Genomic DNA, 24,648 nt, shown 5'->3' with positions numbered 1-24,648 from the left:
GCGGGGTGTCCATGGGGAGTCTCCGAATCAGGAGCGCCCATGGAGTCAGCCTTCGCGCAATTCGTAAATCCCGTTAACCCGAGTTCGGAGCCCTGCCCCGACCGCGCGCCCTCTTGCGCGAATTCCCCAGGACGGGCATGGTGCGGCGCAAATCGGGCAGGCCCGTTCGAGGCCGGATGACATGGGGCGCGATATGCGAATCGTTGGCCTTCTGGGCCTGCTTCTGGCCTTGTCGGGCTGTGCGTCCGAGCGGTCGATCGCCTTCATCTATTACCCGAACCATCCGGCCGACAGCTTCCCGAGGCCGCCGGATTTCGCCGGCGAAGCGCAGAAGGAGTGCGCCAAGTACGGCCTCGTCGCCGTGCACGACTGGGACAGCGTCACCGACTTCCAGAGGGTGCGGTCGTTCTGGCGCTGCGTTCCCGTCTCCCGCTGACACCAGCGAACGCTCAGCGTCCGTAGCTCAGGCGCAGCGCCTTGGGCTGCCAGCCGGGCGGGGCGGGGTAGGGGGCAGCCTCGGCGATCGCGTTCATCACCGCCATGTCGAGGTTGGGCGATCCGCACGAACTGACCAGCTTGCGTTGCAGCAGGTTGCCGGTCTCGTCGAGCGCGAACACGATCGCGCCGCCGCGAGTGGGCGGGCTGGCGTTGCGCGGTTCGCGCAGGCGGGCCTTGATCATGCCGTAGACGATGGTGAAATAGCGCGTGTCGGCGTTGCCGCCGGCGACCGGCGAGTCGGTCGCCGCATGCGCGAACTTGACGTCGGGCAGAAGTTCCGCGGACGGCGGCGGCGCGCCGGGCGGCGCCTTGGCGCGCGGCGCGGGCGGGGGCGCCGGCTTCTCGGCCGGGACCGGCGCCGGCGGCGTCGCCTCGGCTTCCTCCGTCGCCGGGGTCGGCGCGGCCTTGGTCTCGGCCTTGTCGTCGGGCGGCGTCTGCTGCGGCGTCGGCGCCGCCGGCGCCTTCTGCTCCGGCGCTGCGGCCTGTTGTTGCGACTCTTCGGGCGCGCCCGGCGCCCGGGATTGGTCCGCTTTCGTCGTGGGCGCCGATGTCTTCGTGTCCTGGGATTCGCGGTTGGCCTTCTCCTCGGTCGGCGCGCTCGGCGCGTCGTACGCCGGCTTCTCGTCGTCTGGCTGGGGCGGAGGTTTCGGCTTGTCTGGGGCCGGCTTCGGCGGCGGAGGCTGTTCCACCACCACCTCGACCGGGATCTCCTGCGCCGGCGGAGAGGGGCGGGGGGCGAAGATTGACAGCAGAACCACCGCCAGCGGAATCAGCAGGTGCAGCGCCGCCGCCGCGATCAGCGCGAGCGTCAGCCCCCGCCGCTCGACGGCGGTCGGCTGCGGCTGGGCGATGTGATCGATCGCGTCTGCCTTCAGGGACGCGTCGGGCGGCGACATCAGGGCGGCGGGACCTATCCGATGAGGGAGAGTTCCTTTGTCCATGATCCCCGGCCCGGTCAATGACTTTGGCGGTCACAATCGGCAGGGGCGGTCGGATCGAAGCCATCGCGGCGCCGACCGCGCCGACCGCCGAGGGTTTGCCACGGACCCGTCATCGGGCTTAAGGGCAGGCCGTTCGGGCGATCGAAACAGGGGATCGGATTGGCGGGGACGAAGGCAGGCGCGCGCGCAGTGGTGTTCGATTCGGGGCTCGGCGGCCTGACGGTGCTCGGCGCGATCCGGGCGCTGCGACCGGACGTGGACATCGTCTATGTCGCCGACGACGCCGCCTTTCCCTACGGGCGGTTGAGCGAAGCCGACCTGATCGCGCGCGTCGCGACCGTGATGGGGCGAATCGTCGCCGAGCGCCGGCCCGACATCGTCGTCGTCGCCTGCTCGACGGCCTCGACCCTGGCGCTGCCGCATCTGCGGGCGGCCTTTCCGGGTCTGCCGTTCGTCGGCGTGGTGCCGGCGATCAAGCCGGCCGCCGCCGAGTCGCGCTCGGGCCTGATCAGCGTGCTGGCGACGCGCGGCACGGTCGCGCGCGACTACACCCGCGCGCTCGTGCGCGAGCACGCCGCCGACTGCGAGGTCACCCTGGTCGGCTCGGCGGTCCTCGCCCCGCTCGCGGAAGCGCGTCTGCGCGGCGAGGCCGTCGACGACGCCGATATCGCCCGCGAGATTGCGCCGTGCTTCGTCGAAAAGAGCGGCGCGCGCACCGACCATGTGGTCCTCGCCTGCACCCATTACCCGCTTCTCCGCGACGCGATCGAGCGCCTCGCGCCGTGGCCGGTCGCCTTCGTCGATCCGGCGCCGGCGATCGCGCGCAGGCTCGATTCCCTGCTCGGAAGCGCGCCGAAGACGGCGCCTGGCCGCTCCGGCGCCGTCCTTTTCACCAGCGGCCGGCGGCCCGGGGACAGCCTGCAAAAAACCTTGCTTCGGTACGGATTGGAGTTTACGCCCTCGGCGGCGATCAGCCTGGCGACCGCCTGAGCGCGAGGCCGGGGCGGGGTCTGCTCGCGATTGTCCGACGCAGTCGCGTCGTCGTGGAAAAAGCGGAATACGCTCAGCCGGAAAGGCCAGCGCCAATGCGCACTTCGGTCGGTCAGCCCGTACGTCTCGTCGACTACCGCGTCCCTGACTTCCTCATCGACGAGGTCGATCTGGACGTTTCGCTCGACCGGACCGCGACGCGGGTCGTCTCGACCCTGATCATCCGCCCCAATCCTGCGGCAAGCGACGGCGCCGCGCTGACCCTCGACGGCGACGAACTCACGCTCGTGTCCGCCCACCTCGACGGCGCGCCGCTCGATCCCGAGGCCTTCCAGGCGACGCCGGCGCAGTTCGTGTTGCCGAACCCGCCGCGTGGACGCTTCACCCTCACGATCGAGACCCGCCTCGATCCGGCCTCCAACACCAAACTGATGGGACTCTATCGCTCCGGCTCCGCCTATTGCACCCAGTGCGAGGCGGAAGGCTTCCGGCGGATCACCTATTTCCTCGACCGTCCCGACGTGCTGTCGACCTATCGCGTGCGGATCGAGGCCGATCGCGAGGAAGCGCCGGTGCTGCTGGGCAACGGCAATCTCGAGGGCAAGGGCGAGGCGGAAACCGCGGGGCGGCACTGGGCGCTCTGGACCGATCCGCACAAGAAGCCGTGCTATCTGTTCGCGCTGGTCGCGGGCGACCTCGCGCACATCTCGGATGCGTTCGTCACCGCGTCCGGGCGCAAGGTCGACCTCGCCATTTTTACCGAGCACGGCCGCGAGGAGCGGGCGCGCTACGCCATGGAGGCGCTCAAGCGCGCCATGGCGTGGGACGAGAAGGCGTACGGCCGCGAATACGATCTCGACGTGTTCAACATCGTCGCCGTCTCCGACTTCAATATGGGGGCGATGGAAAATAAAGGCCTCAACGTCTTCAACGACAAATACGTGCTGGCGTCGCAGGAGACCGCGACCGACGACGATTACGCCAACATCGAGGGCGTGATCGCGCACGAGTATTTCCACAACTGGACCGGCAACCGGATCACCTGCCGCGACTGGTTCCAGCTTTGCCTCAAGGAAGGTCTGACGGTGTTCCGGGACCAGGAGTTTTCCGCCGACATGCGGTCTCGCCCGGTCAAGCGGATCTCGGAAGTGCGGGGCTTGCGCGCCGCCCAGTTCCCCGAGGACGCCGGCCCGCTCGCGCACAACGTGAGGCCCGAGGTCTACAGCGAAATCAGCAATTTCTACACCGCGACGGTCTACCAGAAGGGCGCCGAGGTGGTCCGGATGCTGAAGCGGCTGGTCGGCGACGAGGCGTTTCGCGCCGGGATGGACGCGTATTTCCACCGCTACGACGGCCAGGCCGCGACGGTCGAGCAGTTCGTCGGCTGCTTCGCCGAGGTGTCCGGCCGCGACCTCGACCGGTTCATGCGCTGGTACCGGCAGGCCGGGACGCCGAAAGTGACGGTTCGCACCGCCCACGACCCGGCGGCCCGGACCTATCGGCTCGAGATCGCCCAGTCGCTGGCGCCGACGCCGGGCCAGCCGACCAAGCTTCCGGCGACCATGCCGCTGGCGCTCGGTCTGGTCGACCCGGAGGGCGGCGACCTGCCTCTGGTCTCGGCCGACGCGTCCGAGGCCGAACTCGCCTCCGGCGTCTTCGTCCTCGACGACGCGGAACGCGTGATCGTCTTCCGCGATGTGGCGCGCCGGCCCGCCCTGTCGTTCCTGCGCGGCTTCTCCGCGCCGGTCACCGTGGACGACGACCTCACCGAACAGGATCTCGCCGTCCTGTCGCGCCACGACCCGGACCATTTCAATCGCTGGCAGGCGCTTCAGAGCCTCGTCACTCGGGTTCTCCTGCGCGGGGTGAAGGCCATTCGCGCCGGCCGCGCGCCCGAGCGCAACGCCGCCCTCGTCGCCGCGTTCGGCGCGCTGATCGACGATGCCCGCGCGGGACGGATCGATCCCGCGTTCGCCGCGCTCTCGCTGGCCCTGCCGACCGAGGCCGACATCGCCCGCGAGATCGGCGAGAACGTCGATCCCGACGCCATCTACGCCGCGCGCAAGTCGCTGCGCGGCGCGCTCGGCCGCAAGCACGGCGACGCGCTCGCCGACCTGCACGACTGGCTGGCGGATGCGCGGCCGTTCAGTCCGGATGCGGAATCGGCCGGACGGCGGGCCTTGCGCAACATCGCGCTGGCGCTTTACGCCGACGGCAACATCATCGACGGTCTCGCGCGGGCGCACCGGCAGCTTCGCGACGCCGACAACATGACCGAACGCTTCGGCGCCCTGACCCAGATCGTCCTGAAGCCGAGTTCGGCCCGTGAGCACACCTCCGACGCCTTCAGCCGCCGCTACGCCATGGAACCGCTGATCCTCGACAAGTGGTTCGCGCTGCAGGCGCACATCCCGGAGCGCGAGACGCTCGACCGGGTGCGCGGGCTGATGAGCCATCGCGCCTTCTCGATGTCCAACCCCAACCGCGTGCGGGCCCTGATCGGCGGGTTCACCGGCAATCACACGCAGTTCAACCGGCCCGACGGCGAGGGCTACGCGTTCCTCGAGGAGATCGTGGTCGGCCTCGATCCGACCAATCCGCAGGTCGCCGCGCGCCTGCTCACGGCGATGCGGTCGTGGCGCTCGCTGGAGGAGATCCGGCGCGGCCATGCCGAGGCGATGCTGAGGCGGATCGCCGTCCTGCCGTCGCTGTCGCCCGACGTCCGCGACATCGTCACCCGCAGCCTCGGGTAGACGGCCGGCCCGCGCGCTGGGCCCCGTGAGCCTTCCCGGCAAGGCGGGGAAGGGATCCGAGCCTAGGCGACGGGTGCATCCCGGAGCACGAAACGCGGGAAGGCGATCGCTCGCGCCCATGTGCTTTCCGGGACTCGGGCCGGGAAAATCCTCGGCGCGCCCCGGCAGGGGGCTGGACAAAGATTCGCACAAGGATTCTTATTCTATTGATTCGGGTGTGCGGCGTTGCTCGAAGGTTAATTTTTCGTGTGAGTCCAGGGGGAACATCATGACGCGTGCAAGCGCGCCACATGCGGAGGCATGCCTGGACGGCAAGGCTTGGGCGATGCGCGCGGGCCGCCCCGGCAGAAGCGTCATGGCCGCCTGGACCGCCGCGCTGCGGCCGCATGCGCCCCTGGTCGCCGGTCTGGCCCTGGCCGCGGCGACGATGGCCGCTGTTCTCCTGACGATCCTGCATCTGCGCGCCGAACGCGAGTTCGCGCTGCGGGAGGCGGCCCACGAGGTCGGACTGCAGGCGACGATCATCTCGGCCCGTCTCAACGCCGCGCTCGCCGCCGCGCCGAAGCAGTCGCCCGTGGAGGCGTTCCGCACGGTCATGAACGCCGCGGCGGACGAACGGCCGTCGCGGGCGGTCCTGATGGACCGCAACGGGCGGGCCATCGCCGCCGACCCGCCGGAGGCCGCCTCCGATCCCGCCGTGAACCCCGGCGTCAAGGCGAAGGACGACGGCGCCGAGGTCCTGCGCATCGTCGACGAGAACGGCGGCGACCGGTTCGCGGTCGCCCGGCCGCTGCCGGCGACCGAGGGACGGATCGTCTTCGCCTCTCCGGTCGCCCCGCATCTCGAGGCGTGGCGACAGGACGCGACCGCGGCCGTCGTCCTTCTCGCCTCCACCGTCGGGGCGATGCTCGGCGCCGTCGGCTTCTACGCCCTCGAGGCCAACCGGCGCGTCAGGCGCGCCCGGGAGGACGGCGCCCGCCGCGCCCGGGTCAATCTCGCGCTCCATCGCGGCCGGTGCGGCCTGTGGACCTGGGACATCGGCCGCGGCCGCATCGTCTGGTCGCCCTCGATGTTCGCCGTCCTCGACCTCGCCGAGCGGCCCGGGCACTGGACGATCGCGGACCTTCAGGCGCTCATTCATCCCGACGACATGAGCCTCGACGAGATTGCGCGCCTCGCCTTCGACAACGCGGGCGATTACGTCGACGTCGAGTTTCGCATGCGCGGGGCGGACGGGCGCTGGGTGTGGCTGAGAAAGCGCGCCGAACTGGTGGAGGACGAGGAGACGGGCGGCGCCACGCTCGTCGGCATCGCTTTCGACGTCACCGAGCGCAAGCGTGAGGCGGAGGCGTCGGCGACCGCCGATCAGCGCCTGCGCGAGGCGATCGAGGCGATCTCGGAATCGTTCGTGCTCTGGGACTCGAATCAAGAGCTCGTCCTGTGCAACTCCAAGTACCAGCGGCTGCGCGCCTCTTCGGCGGCGGCGGTCCGGCCGGGAGGAGACGGGACGGAGCCGCCCGTCTTCGGACCGCTCCCGGCGGGACGGCCGGAGGGCGCCTACGAGGCGCGCCTCCCCGACGGCCGATGGCTGCAGGTCAACGAGCGGCGCACCCGCGACGGCGGGTTCGTGTCCGTCGGCACGGACATCACCGCGCTCAAGGAGCACGAGGAGCAACTGATGAATTCCGAGCGGCTGCTGCTCGCCACCGTCGCCCAGTTGCGTCAGTCGCGCCGGTCGCTCGAGGAGCAGGCCCAGCAACTCGTCGATCTCGCGGAGCGCTATCACGAGCAGAAGGCGCAGGCCGAGGCGGCCAACCGCGCCAAGGCCGAGTTCCTCGCCAACATGAGCCATGAACTGCGCACGCCGCTGAACGCGATCATCGGTTTCTCGCAGCTGATGGGCGCCGAGGCGTTCGGCCCGCTGGGATCGCAGAAATACCGGGATTATTGCCAGCACGTCGTGGCGAGCAGCGAGTATCTCCTGCGCGTCATCAGCGACATTCTCGACATGGCGCGTCTGGAGGCCGGGCGGGAGCGGCTGAGCTATCGTCGCTTCCGCGCCGACCTCGCCGTCGGACGGGCGGTGCAGGACGTCGCGGCGACCGCGCGTGAGAAGCGCGTTTCGGTGAAGGTCGTCGTCGAACCCGACATCGGCCTCGAGGCGGACCCCGCCGCCGTCGAGCGCATTCTGATCACCCTGATGCGCAACGCCGTCAAATTCGCGCCCGACGGCGGCGCGGTCGAGATCGGCGCCCAGGCGATCGCCGACCGGGTCTATTTCTACGTCGAGGACAACGGTCCGGGCATCGCCGCGGAGGACGTCGAGCGGCTCGGGCGGCCGTTCGAACAGGGCGACGCGGTCATGGCCAACGGGATGAAGGGCTCGGGTCTCGGCCTCGCCATTGCCAATTCGCTCGTCGAATTGCACGGCGGCGCCCTGCGCCTCGCCTCGCGCACGGGCGAGGGCGCCGTCGCGGTGGTGGCCCTGCCGCGCGTCCAGCGCGGCGCCAGGGCGCTGGCGCTCGCGCAAGTGGCGTGACCGCGGGCGTTCCCGGCTCTGGCGCGGCCCCGCGGCGGCGCGGCTCGCCGCCACCGTCGGCCTCGCGGGGGAGCGATACAAGGGTGCGAGCGAGCGCGGCCAGAGATGCGCCGGCGCTCGCAAATCGGCTCGCGATACGCGCCGCCGGGCCCATGGCCGATCGACGCGCCGACGGCGGAACCCGTGTCGAAAGGGGCATCGCCTTGGTGCATGTACCCACGTTGAGGCGCTCTTTCGGATCACTTGTCGAGCGAGGCGTCGGCAGGCTACGGTAATCGAATGTCGTACCGACGTTATTTCCGTCATCCGCCGCAACGCTCGGCGAATTCGTCTCAGGATCTCGTGTACGCTGTGTATACTTCGAGCAGGCGCGATGCGCCGGAGGCCGTGGCGGACGAGTGGCGGATTCCGCCCGGTTCCGCGCGATCCGCCTCGGGGCGGCGGCGTGGCGATGGCGTGGTCTTCTTCCGGCCTTCCGGACCGAAGCCGAACCGGGACGAAGGCGAATGACAGCCGCGGCGGTCGTTCACGTCATCGATGACGACGAAGCCCTGCGCGATTCGATTCAGATGTTCCTCGCCAACGAGGGGCTCGAGGTGAGGACCTATCCTTCCGCCGACGACTTCCTGGCGGTCATCGAGACCGCGCCGGCGGGCTGTGTCGTCACCGATGTGCGCATGCCGGGGATGAGCGGCATGGATCTGCTCGCGGAAATCGCGAGGCTCGGCGTGGCGCTGCCGGTCATCGTCGTGACCGGGCATGCCGACGTCTCGCTCGCGGTCCGGGCGATGAAGAAGGGTGCGGTCGACCTTCTGGAGAAGCCGTTCCAGGGAGAGGAACTGATCGACGCCGTTCGACGCGCGCTCGAGGTCGGCCGCGATTCGCGGCAGAACGCGCTCGGCGCCCAGGAGGCGCAGGCGCGGCTCGCCACCCTGACGGCGCGCGAAACCGAGGTGCTCGACCGGCTGGTCAGGGGTCAGCCCAACAAGGTGATCGCCTACGAGATGGGAATCAGCCCGAGGACGGTCGAAGTTCACCGCGCCAACGTCATGAAGAAGACCCAGGCGGGCAGCCTTTCCGAATTGGTGCGGATGTTCCTCAATATCGAGCGAGGCTAGCCCGGCCGCTCCGGCCGCAACCTTCGGCTGAGCGCGGGCGCCATGCGAATCGTTCGATCGCAGAGCGGGCAGGATTTCGACTCTTTATTTGCGCGCGGCGGCTGCGGCTGGTCAGCAAAGGCTCGTCAGTTACTGGCGTAAGCAAAAGCTGCTGCGCCCTCCTAAGTAGAATTCCGGATTGCGCCATGTCTTGCGGTCGGAAATGTTGTTTTTGCCGTTTCCTCGCACAGGAATTCGGATGTGTTTTCGACCGTGAACAACGGTCGGTCGCCGCGGCGCCGTCGACCATGCGGCCCGTCCATGGGCCTCCGGGGGTGTGAGGACAAACTGGATGAGCATGACGGATCCAATCGTTTTCGGGCAGGTTCTCCCGTCACGCTTGACAGGGCTGCCGGCGTCGGAGCGTGGCCTGATTCTGATCATCGCAAATGATGACGGACTGGCCGAACCGATGCGCCTCGAGCTGGAAAGCTCCGGCTTCACCGTGCACGTCGCTCGAACCAAATCGGAAGGTTTGCAGGCCTCGCGCTCGCGTGACGTCGCCGCCATCATCGTCGACCGCATGGGCGGGGGCGTCGAGGGCCTGACGATCGTCGAGGAGCTTCGCGTCGCCGGCGACCACACGCCGCTGCTCGCGGTCGGCGTCCCCGAATCGGTCGAGGAGCGAATCACCTACATCCGCTCCGGAGCGGACGACTACCTGACCCGCCCGTTCGATCTGCGCGAGATGACCGCGAGGGTCGAGGCGCTGTTGCGCCGCCGCCGCGACGAGCGCGCGGCCGTGCTGGAGGTCGGCGCCATCGAGATGGATCTGGTCAAGCGGGTGGTCCGGTGCATGGGCCGGCGCGTGGACCTGCTGCCCCGGGAATTTACGCTGCTGGAATATTTCGCGCGTCACCCGAGGCAGATCCTGTCGCGGGAGAAGTTGCTCGAGGACGTCTGGCGCAGCCGGGCCTACGGCCGGACCAACGTCGTCGACGTGCAGGTCGGCAACCTGCGTCGGAAACTCGATCCGACCGGAGAGCGCCGGTTCATCGTCAGCGTCCGCGGCGCGGGATTCCGGCTGGAGCCGGCCGGGCTCGACTAGCAGCGTCCGGCGCCAGGGCGCGCAGGAGCGCGCGGCGTCGTCATCGCGGGATTGCGGCCCGGCGCTTCGCCGGCGCAGGGACGATCCGAACTCCGGAGTCGACTACGTAGAATCCACAATTGCCCGGGTTCACGGAGTCGACAATCGTCACAGGACAGAAGCGAACAATTGCAGGCGGCCGCGCCACGCGGCGCGGAAGTCTCGTCGGCGCCGCCGCGGGAGCCGTCGCCTGCTGATCGGGTCGAGGGTCCAGAGCGAACGGTGAGAGCGCCCGCGACGTCGGCGCGGGCGGCGGGGGAGTCGTTTGCGCCTCTCGCGCCGGGCTTTGGACGAGACAACCGGGGGAGTGTCGATATGAGCATCGCCGTCCATCCTGACAACTACGGCGCCGTCGGGCTCGAGGTCGAAGGGGTCCGGTTCCCCGCCGAAGGCGAGGCCATCGCCGCGGTGGTGAAATGGTACCGCGCCGACAAGGGCTACGGGTTCATCGATCTGCGCGACGGCGGCGGCGACGCGTTCCTGCATGCCAAGATCCTCAGGGCCTATCACGGGCTGGAGACGATTCCCGCCGGCGCGACGATCCGGATTGTCCTGGACGACGGCCCGCGCGGCCGGCAGGTCCTGCGCGTGCTGGATGTCGATCTGTCGACCTCGCCGGTCGTCGCGAGCCGTCCCGCCCGCATCGGGCCCGCGCCGCGGCCGAAGTACGACCTGTCGGCGACGATCGAGATCACCGGAAAAGTCAAGTGGTTCGACGATGTTCGCGGCTTCGGCTTCGTCGCGGGCGACGATTTCGGTCGCGACGTGTTCGTCCATTGCTCGATCCTGGGCCGGACGGGCGTATCGCGCCTCGTCAACGGCCAGGCGGTCACCATGCGGGTGCTCGAGACCGCCAAAGGCCGGGAGGCGGTGGAAATCACGACCTGAGTACGCCAAGGGCGCCGCGAGCGATCGGAATCGCGTCAGATCGCCTTGTTCTGGGCGCGCAGCCGCCGCACCAGAACGCGCAGGACCTTGAGCGCGAAATAGGGCGTGTGCCGCACCAGGAAGATATACTGTTTCTCCGAAATCGGCGCGACGACGGCGTCGGTCTTGGCGACCGAGTCGGCGCTGCGCGGCGCGGCGTCGATGAGAGCCATCTCGCCGAAGATTTCGTTGGGGCCCAGCGTTTCCAGCACCCGGTTGCCGGAACGGATTTCGACCTCGCCGCGCCGGATCACGAAGAACTCGGAGCCGCGGTCGCCTTCGCGAAAGATGACCTCGCCGGCTGCGTAATGGCGCGACGGGATGTCGGGACCGAGCAGAAGGCTGAAATCGTCAGAGGTATTCATGCTTTGTCGAGATCCGGACACGCCCCGCCCATGCAATAGTGGGACCTGCCCGGCCTGACAACAGGGTCAGAGGTCGCACCACAGGCTGACGGAGCGTCGATGTTCATTCGCCGACCCGGATCAGCCGATCGTCACCACGGTCCGGCCGCGAATTTCGCCCGCGAGAATCTTGCGCCCGGCGTCGAAGACCTGATCGAACGCGATCGTATGGGTGATTGCGGCGAGTTTCGTCCGATCGAGCTCGACGGCGAGACGCGCCCACGCCTCGATCCGGTCGGGCATCGGCCGCTGCACGCTGTCGACCCCGAGCAGCGCGACGCTGCGCAGGATGAAGGGGACGACGGTCGCCGGCAGGTCCATGCCGCCGGCGAGCCCGCAGGCCGCGACCGCCCCGCCGTACCGGGTCTGCGCCAGCACGTTGGCGAGCGTCGTCGAGCCGACGCTGTCGACCGCCGCCGCCCAAAGCTCCTTGCCGAGCGGCTTGCCGGGCGCCGACAGCGTCGCCCGGTCGATGATCTCGGCGGCGCCGAGACCCCTGAGATAGTCGGCTTCGCTCGCCCGCCCGGTCGAAGCGATCACCGTCCAGCCCCGGCCGGCGAGCAGCGAGATCGCCGTCGAACCGACGCCGCCGGCGGCGCCGGTCACCAGCACGGGGCCGGCGGCGGGGGTCGCGCCGTGGCGTTCGAGCGCCATCACGCACAGCATCGCGGTATAGCCGGCGGTGCCGATCGCCATCGCCTCGGCCGGGCTCAAGGTCGGCGGCAGTTTCACCAGCCAGTCGCCCTTGACGCGCGCCTTCTCCGCATAGCCGCCGAAATGCGTCTCGCTGAGGCCGTAGCCGTTGACGATCACCTCGTCGCCGGGGGCGAAGCCGGGATGGTTCGAGGTCTCGACCACCCCGGCCAGATCGATGCCGAGCACCATCGGGAAGCGGCGGATCACCGCCGACTTGCCCGAAAGCGCGAGGCCGTCCTTGTAGTTGACCGTGGAATGGCTGACCCGGACGGTCACGTCGCCGTCCATCAGCTCCGATTCCTCCATGACGGCGAAGCGGACGTCCTGTCCGGCGTCGGTCTTGTCGGCTCTCACGGCTTTGAACGGCATGGGGTTTTCTCGCGTTGAAGCTTCCGTGGCGAAGGAGGAGGAGAAGGTCGCCGGTTTGGCGGCGAGGCGCCCGACCGCGCGCACGATCCTCCCACGCTGCGCAGGGGCGGAGTTTGCCGCGCGGCGGGCGCGATGAAAAGACCTATTGTCGCGGACCGACGGAGAACTCGCCCGCCGCGGCGCGGTCGGCGAGGCGCGTGGCGATCCGCGCCGCCTCGTCCTCGCCCCGGATCGCGACCAGTTCGCACATCGCAGCGCACAGCGCGGCTTCGGCGAGGTCGCGCGGCTCGACCCCGTCGAGCGCGGCGAGCGCGAAGGCCTCGCCCACGTAGCCCATCGCGGCCAGCATCGCGTCGCAGCGGGCTTCCGCTTCGCTCAGCGCCATCAGCGAGATTTGAGGATCGGTCGTCATCGATCGGTATGGTAGGGAGTCCGGCGGGCGAACGCGACGCATTCCCTTCGAAACGGTTAATCTCCCGCCGCTTGCAAGGGAGCCCTCATGTGCGGACGCTACGCGATCACGTTGCCGCCCGAGGCCGTGCGCGCCTGGTTCGGCTATGCCGACACGCCCGATTTCCCGCCGCGCTACAACATCGCGCCGACCCAGCCGATCCCCATCGTGGTCGCTGCGCCCCACAGCGGCGGCGCGCAGCGGCGATTCCTTCTCGTCCGCTGGGGCTTCCTGCCCGGCTTCGTCCGGGACCCCAAGGCGTTTTCGCTGATCGTCAACGCCCGGGCGGAGACGGCCGCCGAGAAGCCGAGTTTCCGCGCGGCGCTGATGCGGCGGCGCTGCCTCGTCATCGCCGACGGGTTTTACGCGTGGCGCAAGGGGGCGGGCGAGCGGCGGGCCTTTCTGGTGCGCCGGGTCGGCGGCGGGCCGATGGGCTTCGCCGGCCTGTACGAGACCTGGAGCGACCCGACCGGGGGCGAGATCGACACCGCCTGCATCGTCACGACCGCGCCGAACGCGCTCGTCGGCCTCGTCAACGACCGGGCGCCGGCGATCGTCGAGCCCGACGCCTACTCGGCATGGCTCGACGTCGACGGCGTCGCCGCCGCCCGGGCGCTGGCGCTCCTGAAGCCCGCGCCCGAACCGGCGCTCGAACTCGTCGAGATCGGGCCGCTGGTCAACCGGGTCGCCAACGACTCCGCGGCGGTGCAGACGCCGGTCGCCGCGCCGATCCGCGCCGGCGGGGCGGCGAGGCTTTTCTGACCTTGCCCTCGGGCGCGGCAAGCGGGAAGACTGGCGCGTCCGCGAAGAGCGCAGAGGAGTCCATGGCCGAGCGAGAAAAGCCGCCGCGCGTCGTCGCCGCCGTCGCCCACGCCGACGGGGCGCTGCGCTGCCCGTGGCCCGGGTCCGACCCGCTTTACGTCGCCTATCACGACGAGGAATGGGGCGCGCCGGAATACGACGATCGCGCGCTGTTCGAGAAACTCGTCCTCGACGGTTTCCAGGCGGGCCTCGCGTGGATCACCATTCTGCGCAAACGCCCGGCGTTCCGGGCCGCGTTCGACGGCTTCGAGCCGGAACGAATCGTCCGCTGGGACGACGCCAAGACCGCGGCGCTGATGGCCGACCCCGGCATCGTGCGCAACCGCGCCAAGATCGAGGCGACCCGGGCGCTGGCGCGCATCTATCTGGAGCTGATGGCGACAGGCGGCTTCGCCCGCCATCTGTGGGGTTTCGTCGACGGCAGGCCGGTCCAGCCGGCGCGAAAAAGCCTGACGGACATTCCGGTCGACAGCGAGGAATCGCGCGCGATGGCGAAGGATCTGCGCGCCCGCGGCGGCAATTTCGTCGGGCCGACGATCGTCTACGCCTTCATGCAGGCGACCGGCATGGTCAACGACCATCTCGTCGCCTGCTGCCGCCACGATGCCTGCCGGGCGCTGGCGCGAGACGCCTTCCCGTGAGCGACCGCTCGCGGCATCGCGCCTGGCAGCGGATGCTGTCGGGGCGGCGGCTCGACATCATCGATCCGTCGCCGCTCGACGTCGAGATCGCCGACATCGCGCATGGCCTGGCGCGGGTCGCGCGCTGGAACGGCCAGACTCGCGGGCAGGAGATCTTTTCCGTCGCCCAGCACGCGCTGCTGGTCGAGGCCCTGTTCTCCGCCGCCGAGCCGGAGCCGCCGCGGCGCGAAAAGCTCGCGGCGCTGCTGCACGACGGACCGGAATATGTGATCGGCGACCTGATCTCGCCGTTCAAGGCGGCGGTCGGCGGCGACTACCGGCGGATCGAGACGCGCCTGATGCGGGCGATCCACATCCGCTTCGGCCTGCCGCCCGATCTCGCGCCGGAGCTGACGAAACGGATCAAGGCCGCCGATCGCCTCTCGGCGTTCATGGAGGCGACGGCGCTGGCGGGCTTCGCCGAGGGCGAGGCGAGACGGCTGTTCGGCGAACCGCGCCTTTCGACGCGGCGGTTCGCCGGCTTTCTCGAGCCGATGCGCCCGGGCGACGCCGAGGCCCGGTTTCTGGCCCGCTTCGCCGAACTCGACGGCCCGTAGCCGCGCTTTGGCGAGCGCGGGTTGAACACATCATTGGCTTGGCTGTCCCGCCGTCATCAATGACGACGACGGCGACCCTACGCGGGCTTGCGTTCAGGCCTTAAGTCAGCAACACATCGCCATATTGCTATCTTCCTTCCATCTGTCGGAGAGGAAGAAATTGGCAATCGGAGTGACGCGCTCGTCCATGTTATCCAATTCAGTCAGGTCTTGGATAATAAGACTGCGCAATTCAGCCAACTCGTCTGCCGTTGCTAGCTTCGCAAAGAAAAAAACACGCAAGAGTTTTTCTGCGTCACCAGGAATGTCAACTTGGCCTTTCTCCCAGCGTGCGATGGATTGGGCATTGTTGCCGAGTTCTCTGGCGAGCTCATTTTGTGTCATATCAAGCGTGTTCCGTAGAAAACGGATGTCTTGACCAGTCAAGCCCTTCCGCTTCGTTACAATGTGACGTCCAATTGCATTGTGCAGCTCCTCCATGTTGCGGACAAACACATGGCGTTCACCATCGTGTTCGTCAATATCGTAACCATTTAGCAGATAGATATTGTCAAGTCCGCAAGCTTTATAGTGATACGGCGCGCGGACTTCTTCCGTTTGTTTGAAGAAATGCGTGCGAGTCATCGGTCTTCCCATTCCACTGTTTTCACGAACAGACGTTGCATCTTAACCACTAGCGTTACAACGCCAATATTACGGCTTCCTTTCAAGTTCATTACGACCTTGCACTTCCATTCGCCACATGCCCTTCCGGCCTTGATTTCTCCTCTGATGTCACCGCCGCGAAGCACGCGTAGCGCATCGAGACGAGTGATCCCTCGTTCCTCCATGCGGTCGACAGCGTGGTCGCTGAAGCCTACGCAACCAGAGTCCGTGGCGATACGCCTGATGACGGCCGCGAGTTCCGCTGGCTTCGGGGAGAATTGCACGATCTCGCCGGCTTCCGTCTTCCTCATGAAGCTATCATTATGATAGGCTGTGGCGAAAGGCAAGTGAATGGTGGGTTGACGCTTCACTTGGTCGCAGACTGAATCGGTATGGTCGCCCCGCTCGCGGTGCGAGCGCGCTCCTGTACCCGTGGCTCGGCGTACCTCGACAACCGCCGCCGGAACGGCCTAGAAGGCCCGCGACCCCGAACCGGAGCCCAATCGATGCCGCGCCTGCACGTCTGCTCGCTCGCCCGGATCAGCGAGATGGTCGCGCTGACGGGCGCCCGGTCGCTGGTGACGCTGATCAGCCCGGGGACGCTGGTCGTCCGGCCGGCGGAGATCGCGCCGCACCGGCACCGCACCATCGCCATGTCCGACATCATCACGCCGCTGCCGGGCCAGGTGCTGCCCGACAGCGAGCATGTCGGCGACCTCATCGACTTCGTGCGCGCATGGGACCGCGCCGAACCGATGGTCATCCACTGCTACGCCGGCGTCAGCCGGTCGACCGCCGCGGCCTTCATCGCCGCCTGCGCGCTCAACCCGGCGCGCGACGAATTCGGGATCGCCCGGGCGATCCGCGCCGCTTCGCCCACAGCCACCCCGAACGCCCGCCTCGTGGCGCTCGCCGACCTTCAGCTCGGGCGCGGCGGCCGGATGACAGCCGCGATCGCCGAAATCGGGCGCGGCGAGGACTGCCTCGAGGGCGTTCCCTTCGCGCTGGAGCTGGCCTGACGGGTCCCCGTCCAGTCTACTTGATCGCCTTCGCCATCGCCTCTTCCTCGGCGGGGGAGGGCGCGCCGAAGAAGGCGGGGCTGTTGTCCTTGCCGCCGAGCGCGCCGAATGCATGCGCGCCCTGGGCGTCGAACAGCACCGCGAATTTGTGGCTGTCGCAGTCGGTCGGCTTGCACACGAACGACAGCTGATATGGCTTGCCGTCGATCGTCACCGGGGTCATCTGCCCGACGACGCCGTCGAAATTCTTGTTGAACTGGACCAGCCAGTCGGGGGTCGGCTGCACGAGCTTCATCAGCCGCTCCCAGGCGCCGCGATAGGGCGAGCGCCCCTGCAGCGCGTCGAACAGGAACGGATTGTCCGCGGCTTCGGCGCCGCCGGCGAGGAGGACGAAGAGGAGGAACGCGGGTCGCGTGGCAAGTCGCATGAGGAATTGGCCGCCGGTTGAGGACGAGAGAGCCGAAGAAGCGCGCCTGTCGGTTCAGAACGCCTTGAAGGTGATGATGGTGCGGGTGTCGACGATGCCCGGGATCGTCTGCACCTTCTGGCCGACGAAATGGCCGATGTCGACGTCGCGCTCGACGTAGAACTTGGACAGGATGTCGAATTCGCCGGCGGTCGAGTAGATCTCCGAGGCGATCTCGGCCTCGGCGAGCGCGCTCGCGACCTCGTAGGTGCGCCCCAGCGCGCATTTGATCTGAACGAAAAAGGTCTGCATCCGGTCAGTCCCCCTCTTGCCCGCCCGCGTCCTTCGACGCGTCCTGGCCGGCCTCTTGTGCAACGACTTCCACGTCGCGGTCCATACCCGTGTCGACCCGGAACGTCGACTGGTAGGTCTTGCCGTCGTGGCGCGCGATGACGGCGTATTCGCCCTCGGCGAGCACCAGCGAGGGAAACGCCCCCATCAGTTCGCGAATGACGTCGCCGCCCGGCGTGAGCACGGTGAAGGTGGTGTTGGCGAGCGCTTCGCCGCCCGCCTTGTTGACCAGCTTCAGCGTCAGGGTGGCGCAGCGATGGCGCAGCGTCACGTCGGTCAGCTTGCCGGAGGCGACCTTGATGTCGGCGTTGACGATCGAATTGGTCGGAATGACCGCGGTTTGCGCCGGCGTCGACGACTTGCCGGCGCTCTGCGACGAGGCGGCGGCCAGGAAACGCCCGCCGACCGTATCGAGATAGGTCGAGACGATGTGGTAGGAGCCCTCCGGCAGCCCGACCACGTCGCCGGCCCGGGCCTTGTTGTAGACGAGCTTTCCCTGCGGGTTTCGCCCCACCGGAACGTAGATCGAGAGCGACAGTTTCGACGGGTCGATCGGCGCGCCGCCGAGGACGCCGCCGATCCGGAGGCCGCCCGCCGCGATCGGCAGCCGCTCCGTCCGCACCTCGGCGCCGAGCGTCAGGCGTTTCGACGCGCTCGCCAGTCCGATCGCCGCATGGACGACATAGTCCCCCGGCGGCAGGGTAAGGGTCGGCTCGGCGAGGTTCGATTCGACGATCAGGGCATGCGAGCCGTCGTCCTCGGCCTTGGCGGAATAGACTCGCCAGCGCACGCCGCCGGTCAGCGGCGCGGATTCGCCGTTGAGCGCGGCCGACAAGGCGAGCGTGGCCTGCCCCTCCGTCGCCAGCGGCTCCGCCCGCGCGCCGGAGACGAAGCCGGGCAGGGCGAAGAGAACCCACAGGAGCGCAAGCGCCCGTCCAATCGCGTGCATGGCCTCTCGTCTCGTGGGCGGCGCCCGGCCGCTTGCCGAAGGCGGCGAACAGGACGGGCCTCGTGCCGCCCCAATGAGGCGGTTCGAAGGCGGTGTACAGGCCCTCGAGATGGAGTAAAGCTCCGCGCCGACGTTGAGGGAAGCCTGCATGAACGACACCATCGCCCTGCTCGAGCGCCGCCGCTCCGCGCCGCCGGCCGTCTTGACCGGGCCGGGCCCGACCGCGGGCGAGCTCGAGACGATTCTGACCCTCGCCGCGCGCGTGCCCGACCACGGCAAGCTCGCGCCCTGGCGCTTCGTGGTGTTCGAGGGGGCGGCCCGCGCCCGCGTCGGCCGCATCGCCGAAATGATCCGCCTCGAAGACCAGCCCGATCTCGACGACAAGGCGAGGGCGGAGGAACGCGGGCGGTTCGCCCGCGCGCCGCTGGTGGTGGCGGTGGTCTCGCGCGCCGCGCCCCACGTCAAGATTCCGGAGTGGGAGCAGGTGCTGTCGGCCGGGGCGGTGTGCATGAACCTGATCGTGGCGGCGCGGGCGCTCGGCTTCACCGCGACCTGGCTCACCGAATGGACGGCCTACGACGCCCGCTTCCGCGAGGCGATCGGCCTGGCGGAGCACGAGCGGATCGCGGGCTTCCTCCACATCGGCCGGGCGCCGCCGGTCGAGGATCGGGTGCGCCCGTCGCTCGCCGCGATCGTCACCACGTTTCCGGGCTGAGGGCTGCCATGTTCTACGAGCCCGGAACCCGCGACAAGGCGATCTTGCCGCACGACCCCTTCAAGGCGATCGTCGCGCCGCGCCCGATCGGCTGGATCTCCACCCGCGCCCGGGACGGCCGGGTCAACCTCGCACCCTACAGTTTCTTCAACGGCTTTTCCAGCAATCCGCCGATCGTCGGCTTCTCCAGCGACGGCGGCTACAAGGACTCGGCGACGTTTGCGAAGGAAAGCGGCGAGTTCGTCGCCAACCTCGCCACCAGCGACCTGCGCGATCCGATGAACGCGACCTCGGCGCCGTTGCCGCGCGGCGAGAGCGAGTTCGTTCACGCCGGGCTGACGATGGCCGAGTGCCGCCTGGTCGCCGCGCCGCGGGTGAAGGAGAGCCCGGCCTCGCTCGAATGCAAGGTGGTCGAGATCGTCGAGATCCGCGACCGCACGGGCGGCTTCAGCGGCAACGTCCTGATCCTGGGAGAGGTGGTGGGCGTGCATATCGACGAGGCCTATGTCCGCGACGGCCGCTTCGACATCGTCCGGGCGCGGCCGCTGGCGCGCTGCGGCTACCAGGACTACGCGGTGGTGGAGGCGGTGTTTTCGCTCGCCCGGCCGAAGGGCGCGGGAAACGGCTGAACCCGACGCCCGAACCAGAAACCCTGCGCCTGGAGACGCCATGCCGGATCGGTCGGACGCCGATGGTCAGGACGGGGACGAGGCCGCGCCGGCGCGGGCGCTGGCGTTCCAGGTCCCGGCCTTCGCCGCGGTGGGCGTGTCCGGCTTCGTCGTCGACGCCGCGATCACGGTCCTCTGCGCCCGGTATCTCGGGCTTTCGCCCGTGCTCGCCCGGCCGCCCGGCTTCGTCGTCGCCACGATCACCAACTTCCTGTTGAACCGCGCGATCACGTTCCGCGGTTCGCGGGCGCCGTTCGTCCGCGCCTTCCTGCGCTATTGCGCGGTCGCCTCCGCCGGTCTGGTCGTCAATTACGCCGCCTATTCGGCCTGCGTCATGCTGAGCCCGCGGTTCGGCGTCGCGGTCACGCCGGCGATCCTGCCGCTGTTCGTGGCGGTCGGCGCCGGCGTCGCGATGGTCGTCACCTTCCTCGGCTTCCGGCAGTTCGCGTTCCGCTGAGATCGGCGGGCGCGCGCTTCAGGCTCCCCGTTCCCGCAGCGCCTTGACGAGCGCGACATAGTCGACCTTGCCGGAGCCCAGCAGCGGGATCGCGTCGAGCACGACGACCGACGCGGGGGCCATGATCGGCGCCGCCCCCTTGATCTTCATCCAGGCGTCGACCTCGGCCTTGGCGGCCCCTCTATGGGTCGTGGCCAGAATGACGCGCTCGCCCCTTTTCGCGTCGGGCGCCGCGACGCAGGCCACCGCATCCTCCGGCCACAGGCCCCACAGCAGATCCTCGATCGCGGCGAGCGAGATCAGTTCGCCCGCGAGCTTGGCGAAGCGCTTGGCGCGGCCCTTGATCGCGACGAACCCTTCCGCGTCGATCGCCACGATGTCGCCGGTGTCGTGCCAGCCGCCCGCCGGCGGCTCGAGTTCGCCCGGGTTGTCGGCGCGATAGTAGCCGACCATGACGTTCGGGCCCTTGACCAACAGCCGCCCGCCCTCCTCGATGCCCGGCACGGGAACGATGCGCGTCCTGATGTGGGGCAGGAGCCGGCCGACCGTGCCGATCCGGTTGAACATCGGCGCGTTGACGGCCAGCACCGGCGCGGCCTCGGTCACGCCGTAGCCTTCGAACAGTTGCAGGCCGAATTTCTCCTGATAGACGCGGCGCGTCTCGGGTTTCAGCGCCTCGGCGCCGGCGATGACGTAGCGCAGCGAGCGGAAGCCGTCGGCGGCGGCGTTGCGCGCCCAGCCGGTGAGGAACGTGTCGGTGCCGAACAGCACCGTCGCGCCGACCCGGTCGATCAGGTCGGGGATCTGGCGGTAGTGCAGGGGCGTCGGGTACAGGGAGACCCGCATCGAGGTCATGAGCCCAAGCAGCGTGCCCGCCGACAGGCCGAAGGCGTGAAACATCGGCAGCGGGTTGAAGACGATGTCCGAGACCCTGAGGTCGTAGCGGGCGTCGATCTGGGCGACATTGGCGAGAATGTTGGCGTGCGACAGGGCGACGCCCTTCGGCGCGCCCTCGGTGCCCGAGGTGAACAGCACCGCCGCCGGATCGTCGGGCGCGCGCGGCGTCAGCGCCCGCCCGGCGGTCAGCGCCGCCGTGAGCTTGTCGCGCGCGGTCGCGCCGGCGCGCACGTCCTCGAGCCAGACGATCCGGGCGACCTCGGCGATCGCCTCGATCACCGGACCGAGATCCGCTTTCTCGACGAAGGCGCGCGAGGTCAGCACCAGCCGGATCTCGGCCGTCCGGCAGGCCGAGACGAGGTTGGCGGGGCCGGCGGTGAAGTTGAGCAAGGCTGCGACCCGGCCGGCAGCCTGCAACGCCATGAACGTCACCACCGCGCCGTTGGCGTTCGGCAGCATGAGCCCGACCGTCTCGCCCGGCGCCGAGAGCGCAGCGATCTTGCGCGCCAGCACCGCGATCCCGATGCGGAACATTCTGACCGTCATGGGGCCGGCGAGCGGGTCCTCGACCACGATCCGCTTCACTCCGGTGCGGCGGACCTGCGCTTCGAAGGCCGCGTGAAGGGTGCGGCGGATGTCCGTCGTTTCGAACACGACGTCGGCCATCAGGTCGACGAGCGCGGCGCCGGCGGCGCGCCGGCGCGCCCTGCCGTTGGCCGCGCGCGGAACCGCCAGCCGGCGCGGCGGCAGGACGGTGAGCCTGATCTTCGGGAACAGCCGCCGGCCGACATGGGCCGGGTCGAGCCGCGAGAACAGGGTGCGTTCCGCGCCCTCGATGCGCACCGGCGTGACCAGCGCCCCGGTCTTCTCGATCATCAGCGACAACGCAGCGTAGTCGCGCATGATCATCGGGGTCAGCGCCGTCCGCCCTTCCGGAAACACCGCCAGCGCGCGGCCGGCGCGCGCCGCCCCGACCAGCGCCCGGGCGGTCAGCGGCCGCGCGGGGTCCATCGGCGCGATGCCGAGGATCCCGAGCAGCGGCTTGACGAGTCCGCGGCGCGCGGCGATCCGGTCGACCGCCAGCAGCGGCGCCTGCTCCATGACGGCGGTGAGCGCGACCGCGTCGAGGAACGAGACGTGGTTGACTGCGATCACCGCGCAGTCGTCGGGTCGCGGAAGATTGTCGGCGCCGACCACTTCGAGCCGGTAGACGATCCCCAGCGCCAGGCGCGCCAGGAAGGCGAGCGGGTTGGCGGGCAGGGAGCGAAACGCCAGCGCCGCCGCGACGAGGTTGGCGAGGCCGAGCAGGACGAGCGTCGCCGGCTCGCTCAGCCGCACGAGCTCGAGCAGGATCATGGTCGCGAGGGAGCCCGCGACCATCATCAGGTAATTCAGCGCATTGACGGCGGCGGTCACCCGGGCGCGCCGGTCTTCCCCCGCCCAGGCCTGGATGGCGGCGAAGATCGGCACCACGAACAGTCCCGCCGCCGCGGAAAAGACGAGCAGGTCGAAGGCGAGCCGGAGGCCGAGCGGGCTCATGAAGAACTCGGCGAGCGGGACCGTGCGCGAGGCCGCGGCGAGGCCGCTCGTCGTCAGCCCGAGGTCGATCAGCGGCGCGGCCATGACGAGGAGCAGGAACGGCGCCGGGGCGAGTTCGATCCGGCCGTGCGCCAGCGCCGCCGCGGCGAGCGAGCCGAGCGCGACGCCGACGGCGAAGATCAGATTGACGCCGATCTCGACGTCGAGCCCGCCGCCGATCCGCGCCTTGACGATCACCGGCACGAGCGACAGCGCCACGATGCCGACCGTCCAGAACCAGCTCGTCGCCAGCGCCGCCGCCCACGAGCGTCGGTCCGCCCGCAGTTCGCCGATGATCGCCCAGGTCGAGGCGAACACGTTCCAGCGCACTTTCAGACCCGGCGCGCCGACCCCGGTCGGCGGGATGAAGCGCGCCGTGGCGTAGCAGGCGAAGGCGACCAGCATCATCTGCGCGACGATCCCGAGCGACGAACGGCCGTTCGCCGCCGCGAGGCCGCCCAGGATCAGGCCGCAGATGATCGCCGCATAGGTCGCGCCCTCGACCAGCGCATTGCCCGCGACCAGTTCCGTCCGCCTCAGGTGGTCGGGCAAGATGCCGTACTTGATCGGGCCGAACAGGGCGGCGATGCAGCCGAGCCCGAACAGCGCGACATAGAGGAGGGGCAGCGAGGAGAACACGAAACCGGCCGCCGCGATCGCCTGGACGACGATCTCCGCGAGCTTCAGGCGTCGGGCGACCGCCGCCTTGTCGTGCGAGTCGGCGATCTCGCCGCCGAGCGCCGACAACGGGATCGCCGGCAGCACGAAGACCATCGAGGCGAGCAGAATCTTCAGGCTGCCGTCCCCGGCTCCGAAGCGGAACAGGATCAGCATGACCAGCATGTTGCGGACGAAATTGTCGTTGAAGGCGGAGAGGAACTGGCACCAGAACAGCGGCGCGAACCGCCGTGACGTCATCAACGCGCCAAACATCAGGCGTCCCCCACGCTCAATTGCAGCCGTTGGACGCCAAAATCCCCGGGCCCGTCAAGCGGCCCGTTGTCCCACCTCGAATCGGGCGGGCGCGGCGGACGGCCGTGCCGTCAGCCGGCGACCCGCAACGGACCGTCGAGGAACGGCTGCGTCGCGAGGAAATGCGCGAGCCGGCTCGCGAAGGCCCGCCTGACCTTGGTCAAGGGCGGCCGCGAGCGCCGCCAACCGGGCGTGTCCGGCGCCGCGGCCCAGTCAGGCCAGGGGGACGTGTGGAACCAGTCGCGGTAGTCCTCCGCGAAGCGCGCCTCGCCCTTCCATTCGCCCAAATTCCACGGCTTCGGCGCGTTGACGAAATGCAGCACGATCGGGTCGATCCGGCGCTCGAGGTCGAGGAGGAAGAAATCGCCCATGAAATTCATGCGCGGCGAGAGCGGCGCGAAGCGGCCCGCGAGCGTGGCGTTGAGCGCGTCCTGCTCCATGAAGGGATAGCGCTGCGGCGCTTCGCTCAGCGCCGTCGTGACTCGCTCGGTGAGCCTTTCCCGCCGCCACGCCGCCCGGTCGATCGCCATCAGGCCGGCGTTGAAATAGGGCGTGTCGAGCGCGAGGCCGAGCGCCGCCCGCGAGCGGCGGAAGCGCTTCACCAGCGGGTCGTCCTCGCCCTTGAAGTCCATGAGAAAGATCATGTCGTAGGCGGCGGCGAGGGGCGCCCCGGCGAAATCGAAGTCGGCGAGCCGGGCGAGGCCGGGGCGGACGATGACCATGTCGGAATCGACGCTGACGATCCGCTCGATCGGGTCCGGCAGGACCTCGGCGAGAAACAGGCGGCGAAACACCGCGCGCGAGAACCGGCCTTTTCCGGACAGCCGCCTGTCGTGCGCCGAGAAGTCGAGCGTCAGGAGGGTGATCCGCTCGCGCAAGCGGGCGGGCAGGCGGTCGAAGCCGGGCGTCACGTCCCCGGGCTCGCAGACGAGGTAGATCTCATGCGCCTCGTCCGGCTCCGCCGCGATCAGCGAGGCGATCGCCCGCACCGCCGGCGGGAAGAAGGCGCGGTCGGGCGTGAAGCAGAAGGCCGTGCGCAAGACCGAGTTCCTCCCGAATCGCGGCCCGAGGGCCGAGTGAACCGCTTACCGGGAAACGACGTATCCCGAAACCGGCCCGG

General features: G+C 69.3%; 25 protein-coding genes. 14 read left to right on the top strand and 11 right to left on the bottom strand.

Annotation, left to right across the window (positions count from 1 at the left end):
- Positions 1–193: 193 nt before the first annotated feature.
- Positions 194–436: a hypothetical protein gene (locus tag DFR50_RS23180; protein WP_147262870.1), complete on the top strand. Its 243-nt coding sequence runs from the start codon at positions 194–196 to the stop codon at positions 434–436.
- A 13-nt stretch (positions 437–449) separates the two neighbouring features.
- Here the strand turns inward: DFR50_RS23180 and DFR50_RS23175 are convergent, their stop codons facing one another.
- Positions 450–1,394 (bottom strand): TonB C-terminal domain-containing protein, encoded by a 945-nt coding sequence (locus DFR50_RS23175; RefSeq protein ID WP_170153358.1) that lies wholly within the window; start codon positions 1,392–1,394, stop codon positions 450–452.
- Positions 1,395–1,592: 198 nt separating this feature from the next.
- On the opposite strand from DFR50_RS23175, the gene murI reads away from it, so the two are divergent.
- From murI to DFR50_RS23145, 6 genes are all read left to right on the top strand, one after another.
- On the top strand, positions 1,593–2,429 hold the full coding sequence (gene murI, locus DFR50_RS23170; RefSeq protein ID WP_113891638.1) for a glutamate racemase: 837 nt from the start codon (positions 1,593–1,595) through the stop codon (positions 2,427–2,429).
- 95 nt (positions 2,430–2,524) lie between these two features.
- A complete protein-coding gene (gene pepN / locus DFR50_RS23165) occupies positions 2,525–5,182 on the top strand; it encodes an aminopeptidase N (RefSeq protein WP_113891637.1) in 2,658 nt (885 codons plus the stop codon).
- Positions 5,183–5,537: 355 nt separating this feature from the next.
- Complete coding sequence (locus DFR50_RS23160) at positions 5,538–7,721, top strand: sensor histidine kinase (protein ID WP_147262869.1); 2,184 nt, start codon at positions 5,538–5,540, stop codon at positions 7,719–7,721.
- A gap of 506 nt (positions 7,722–8,227) precedes the next feature.
- A complete protein-coding gene (gene fixJ, locus DFR50_RS23155) occupies positions 8,228–8,839 on the top strand; it encodes a response regulator FixJ (protein ID WP_113891635.1) in 612 nt (203 codons plus the stop codon).
- Between the two features lie 331 nt (positions 8,840–9,170).
- Complete coding sequence (locus DFR50_RS23150; RefSeq protein WP_113891634.1) at positions 9,171–9,926, top strand: response regulator transcription factor; 756 nt, start codon at positions 9,171–9,173, stop codon at positions 9,924–9,926.
- 354 nt (positions 9,927–10,280) lie between these two features.
- Positions 10,281–10,853 carry a cold-shock protein gene (locus tag DFR50_RS23145; RefSeq protein ID WP_113891633.1) on the top strand — a complete coding sequence of 191 codons (573 nt, stop codon included), beginning with the start codon at positions 10,281–10,283 and terminating at the stop codon, positions 10,851–10,853.
- Positions 10,854–10,888: 35 nt separating this feature from the next.
- On the opposite strand, the gene DFR50_RS23140 is transcribed toward DFR50_RS23145, so the two are convergent.
- From DFR50_RS23140 to DFR50_RS23130, 3 genes are all read right to left on the bottom strand, one after another.
- The gene (locus DFR50_RS23140; protein ID WP_113891632.1) at positions 10,889–11,257 is read right to left on the bottom strand and encodes a cyclic nucleotide-binding domain-containing protein; all 369 of its coding nucleotides are present in this window, start codon (positions 11,255–11,257) and stop codon (positions 10,889–10,891) included.
- Positions 11,258–11,377: 120 nt separating this feature from the next.
- The gene (gene acuI / locus DFR50_RS23135) at positions 11,378–12,361 is read right to left on the bottom strand and encodes an acrylyl-CoA reductase (NADPH) (RefSeq protein WP_113891631.1); all 984 of its coding nucleotides are present in this window, start codon (positions 12,359–12,361) and stop codon (positions 11,378–11,380) included.
- 142 nt (positions 12,362–12,503) lie between these two features.
- Positions 12,504–12,773 carry a hypothetical protein gene (locus DFR50_RS23130; RefSeq protein WP_245428072.1) on the bottom strand — a complete coding sequence of 90 codons (270 nt, stop codon included), beginning with the start codon at positions 12,771–12,773 and terminating at the stop codon, positions 12,504–12,506.
- An 87-nt stretch (positions 12,774–12,860) separates the two neighbouring features.
- Here DFR50_RS23130 and DFR50_RS23125 point away from each other — a divergent pair, with 87 nt between their 5' ends.
- The 3 genes from DFR50_RS23125 to DFR50_RS23115 all read left to right on the top strand — a co-directional run bounded on the left by DFR50_RS23125 (position 12,861) and on the right by DFR50_RS23115 (position 14,871).
- Positions 12,861–13,574, top strand: a complete 714-nt coding sequence (locus DFR50_RS23125; protein ID WP_113891629.1) for an SOS response-associated peptidase — start codon at positions 12,861–12,863, stop codon at positions 13,572–13,574.
- A gap of 62 nt (positions 13,575–13,636) precedes the next feature.
- Positions 13,637–14,275, top strand: coding sequence for a DNA-3-methyladenine glycosylase I (locus tag DFR50_RS23120; protein ID WP_113891628.1), 639 nt, complete (start codon positions 13,637–13,639; stop codon positions 14,273–14,275).
- A gap of 32 nt (positions 14,276–14,307) precedes the next feature.
- A complete protein-coding gene (locus DFR50_RS23115) occupies positions 14,308–14,871 on the top strand; it encodes an HD domain-containing protein (protein ID WP_245428074.1) in 564 nt (187 codons plus the stop codon).
- A 105-nt stretch (positions 14,872–14,976) separates the two neighbouring features.
- On the opposite strand, the gene DFR50_RS23110 is transcribed toward DFR50_RS23115, so the two are convergent.
- Together DFR50_RS23110 and DFR50_RS23105 are read right to left on the bottom strand one after the other, a co-directional pair.
- The gene (locus tag DFR50_RS23110) at positions 14,977–15,495 is read right to left on the bottom strand and encodes a helix-turn-helix domain-containing protein (protein ID WP_170153357.1); all 519 of its coding nucleotides are present in this window, start codon (positions 15,493–15,495) and stop codon (positions 14,977–14,979) included.
- On the bottom strand, positions 15,492–15,827 hold the full coding sequence (locus DFR50_RS23105) for a DUF4258 domain-containing protein (protein WP_113891626.1): 336 nt from the start codon (positions 15,825–15,827) through the stop codon (positions 15,492–15,494). The genes DFR50_RS23110 and DFR50_RS23105 overlap by 4 nt, the downstream gene beginning before the upstream one ends.
- A 195-nt stretch (positions 15,828–16,022) precedes the next feature.
- On the opposite strand from DFR50_RS23105, the gene DFR50_RS23100 reads away from it, so the two are divergent.
- On the top strand, positions 16,023–16,535 hold the full coding sequence (locus tag DFR50_RS23100; protein ID WP_113891625.1) for a tyrosine phosphatase family protein: 513 nt from the start codon (positions 16,023–16,025) through the stop codon (positions 16,533–16,535).
- A 16-nt stretch (positions 16,536–16,551) separates the two neighbouring features.
- Here DFR50_RS23100 and DFR50_RS23095 read toward each other — a convergent pair whose 3' ends face one another.
- From DFR50_RS23095 to DFR50_RS23085, 3 genes are read right to left on the bottom strand one after another with little or no spacing between them, the layout of a single operon-like run.
- Entirely contained in the window at positions 16,552–16,962 is a 411-nt protein-coding gene (locus tag DFR50_RS23095) for an Ivy family c-type lysozyme inhibitor (protein ID WP_113891624.1), read from the bottom strand.
- 54 nt (positions 16,963–17,016) lie between these two features.
- Positions 17,017–17,253 carry an Lrp/AsnC ligand binding domain-containing protein gene (locus tag DFR50_RS23090; RefSeq protein WP_113891623.1) on the bottom strand — a complete coding sequence of 79 codons (237 nt, stop codon included), beginning with the start codon at positions 17,251–17,253 and terminating at the stop codon, positions 17,017–17,019.
- 4 nt (positions 17,254–17,257) lie between these two features.
- Positions 17,258–18,241: a hypothetical protein gene (locus DFR50_RS23085; RefSeq protein WP_113891622.1), complete on the bottom strand. Its 984-nt coding sequence runs from the start codon at positions 18,239–18,241 to the stop codon at positions 17,258–17,260.
- Positions 18,242–18,389: 148 nt separating this feature from the next.
- Here DFR50_RS23085 and DFR50_RS23080 point away from each other — a divergent pair, with 148 nt between their 5' ends.
- Genes DFR50_RS23080 through DFR50_RS23070 form a run of 3 tightly spaced genes read left to right on the top strand, consistent with a single transcriptional unit; the run spans position 18,390 to position 20,081 of the window.
- Positions 18,390–18,956 carry a nitroreductase family protein gene (locus tag DFR50_RS23080; protein ID WP_113891621.1) on the top strand — a complete coding sequence of 189 codons (567 nt, stop codon included), beginning with the start codon at positions 18,390–18,392 and terminating at the stop codon, positions 18,954–18,956.
- An 8-nt stretch (positions 18,957–18,964) separates the two neighbouring features.
- The gene (locus tag DFR50_RS23075) at positions 18,965–19,585 is read left to right on the top strand and encodes a flavin reductase family protein (protein WP_113891620.1); all 621 of its coding nucleotides are present in this window, start codon (positions 18,965–18,967) and stop codon (positions 19,583–19,585) included.
- 40 nt (positions 19,586–19,625) lie between these two features.
- Positions 19,626–20,081, top strand: coding sequence for a GtrA family protein (locus DFR50_RS23070; RefSeq protein WP_113891619.1), 456 nt, complete (start codon positions 19,626–19,628; stop codon positions 20,079–20,081).
- A gap of 18 nt (positions 20,082–20,099) precedes the next feature.
- On the opposite strand, the gene DFR50_RS23065 is transcribed toward DFR50_RS23070, so the two are convergent.
- Together DFR50_RS23065 and DFR50_RS23060 are read right to left on the bottom strand one after the other, a co-directional pair.
- Positions 20,100–23,489, bottom strand: a complete 3,390-nt coding sequence (locus tag DFR50_RS23065; protein WP_113891618.1) for an acyl-[ACP]--phospholipid O-acyltransferase — start codon at positions 23,487–23,489, stop codon at positions 20,100–20,102.
- 110 nt (positions 23,490–23,599) lie between these two features.
- Positions 23,600–24,568 (bottom strand): glycosyltransferase family 8 protein, encoded by a 969-nt coding sequence (locus DFR50_RS23060; protein ID WP_113891617.1) that lies wholly within the window; start codon positions 24,566–24,568, stop codon positions 23,600–23,602.
- Positions 24,569–24,648: the final 80 nt, after the last annotated feature.

Origin of the sequence: Roseiarcus fermentans (assembly GCF_003315135.1) — a bacterium.
Classification (GTDB): domain Bacteria; phylum Pseudomonadota; class Alphaproteobacteria; order Rhizobiales; family Beijerinckiaceae; genus Roseiarcus; species Roseiarcus fermentans.
Note: the sequence above shows the minus strand (reverse complement) of the source record. Positions and strands in the feature narration are given on the sequence as shown.

What these genes read in the sequence shown, in the direction of transcription:
- DFR50_RS23120 (WP_113891628.1), top strand. Translation starts at nt 13,637, where the DNA reads ATGGCCGAGCGAGAAAAGCCGCCGCGCGTCGTCGCCGCCGTCGCCCAC.
- DFR50_RS23180 (WP_147262870.1), top strand. Translation starts at nt 194, where the DNA reads ATGCGAATCGTTGGCCTTCTGGGCCTGCTTCTGGCCTTGTCGGGCTGT.
- DFR50_RS23095 (WP_113891624.1), bottom strand. Translation starts at nt 16,962, where the DNA reads ATGCGACTTGCCACGCGACCCGCGTTCCTCCTCTTCGTCCTCCTCGCC.
- DFR50_RS23100 (WP_113891625.1), top strand. Translation starts at nt 16,023, where the DNA reads ATGCCGCGCCTGCACGTCTGCTCGCTCGCCCGGATCAGCGAGATGGTC.
- DFR50_RS23085 (WP_113891622.1), bottom strand. Translation starts at nt 18,241, where the DNA reads ATGCACGCGATTGGACGGGCGCTTGCGCTCCTGTGGGTTCTCTTCGCC.
- acuI (WP_113891631.1), bottom strand. Translation starts at nt 12,361, where the DNA reads ATGCCGTTCAAAGCCGTGAGAGCCGACAAGACCGACGCCGGACAGGAC.
- DFR50_RS23105 (WP_113891626.1), bottom strand. Translation starts at nt 15,827, where the DNA reads ATGAGGAAGACGGAAGCCGGCGAGATCGTGCAATTCTCCCCGAAGCCA.
- fixJ (WP_113891635.1), top strand. Translation starts at nt 8,228, where the DNA reads ATGACAGCCGCGGCGGTCGTTCACGTCATCGATGACGACGAAGCCCTG.
- pepN (WP_113891637.1), top strand. Translation starts at nt 2,525, where the DNA reads ATGCGCACTTCGGTCGGTCAGCCCGTACGTCTCGTCGACTACCGCGTC.
- DFR50_RS23125 (WP_113891629.1), top strand. Translation starts at nt 12,861, where the DNA reads ATGTGCGGACGCTACGCGATCACGTTGCCGCCCGAGGCCGTGCGCGCC.
- DFR50_RS23130 (WP_245428072.1), bottom strand. Translation starts at nt 12,773, where the DNA reads ATGACGACCGATCCTCAAATCTCGCTGATGGCGCTGAGCGAAGCGGAA.
- DFR50_RS23150 (WP_113891634.1), top strand. Translation starts at nt 9,171, where the DNA reads ATGAGCATGACGGATCCAATCGTTTTCGGGCAGGTTCTCCCGTCACGC.
- DFR50_RS23110 (WP_170153357.1), bottom strand. Translation starts at nt 15,495, where the DNA reads ATGACTCGCACGCATTTCTTCAAACAAACGGAAGAAGTCCGCGCGCCG.
- DFR50_RS23065 (WP_113891618.1), bottom strand. Translation starts at nt 23,489, where the DNA reads ATGTTTGGCGCGTTGATGACGTCACGGCGGTTCGCGCCGCTGTTCTGG.
- DFR50_RS23140 (WP_113891632.1), bottom strand. Translation starts at nt 11,257, where the DNA reads ATGAATACCTCTGACGATTTCAGCCTTCTGCTCGGTCCCGACATCCCG.
- DFR50_RS23160 (WP_147262869.1), top strand. Translation starts at nt 5,538, where the DNA reads ATGGCCGCCTGGACCGCCGCGCTGCGGCCGCATGCGCCCCTGGTCGCC.
- DFR50_RS23075 (WP_113891620.1), top strand. Translation starts at nt 18,965, where the DNA reads ATGTTCTACGAGCCCGGAACCCGCGACAAGGCGATCTTGCCGCACGAC.
- DFR50_RS23070 (WP_113891619.1), top strand. Translation starts at nt 19,626, where the DNA reads ATGCCGGATCGGTCGGACGCCGATGGTCAGGACGGGGACGAGGCCGCG.
- DFR50_RS23080 (WP_113891621.1), top strand. Translation starts at nt 18,390, where the DNA reads ATGAACGACACCATCGCCCTGCTCGAGCGCCGCCGCTCCGCGCCGCCG.
- DFR50_RS23145 (WP_113891633.1), top strand. Translation starts at nt 10,281, where the DNA reads ATGAGCATCGCCGTCCATCCTGACAACTACGGCGCCGTCGGGCTCGAG.
- DFR50_RS23115 (WP_245428074.1), top strand. Translation starts at nt 14,308, where the DNA reads ATGCTGTCGGGGCGGCGGCTCGACATCATCGATCCGTCGCCGCTCGAC.
- DFR50_RS23090 (WP_113891623.1), bottom strand. Translation starts at nt 17,253, where the DNA reads ATGCAGACCTTTTTCGTTCAGATCAAATGCGCGCTGGGGCGCACCTAC.
- DFR50_RS23175 (WP_170153358.1), bottom strand. Translation starts at nt 1,394, where the DNA reads ATGTCGCCGCCCGACGCGTCCCTGAAGGCAGACGCGATCGATCACATC.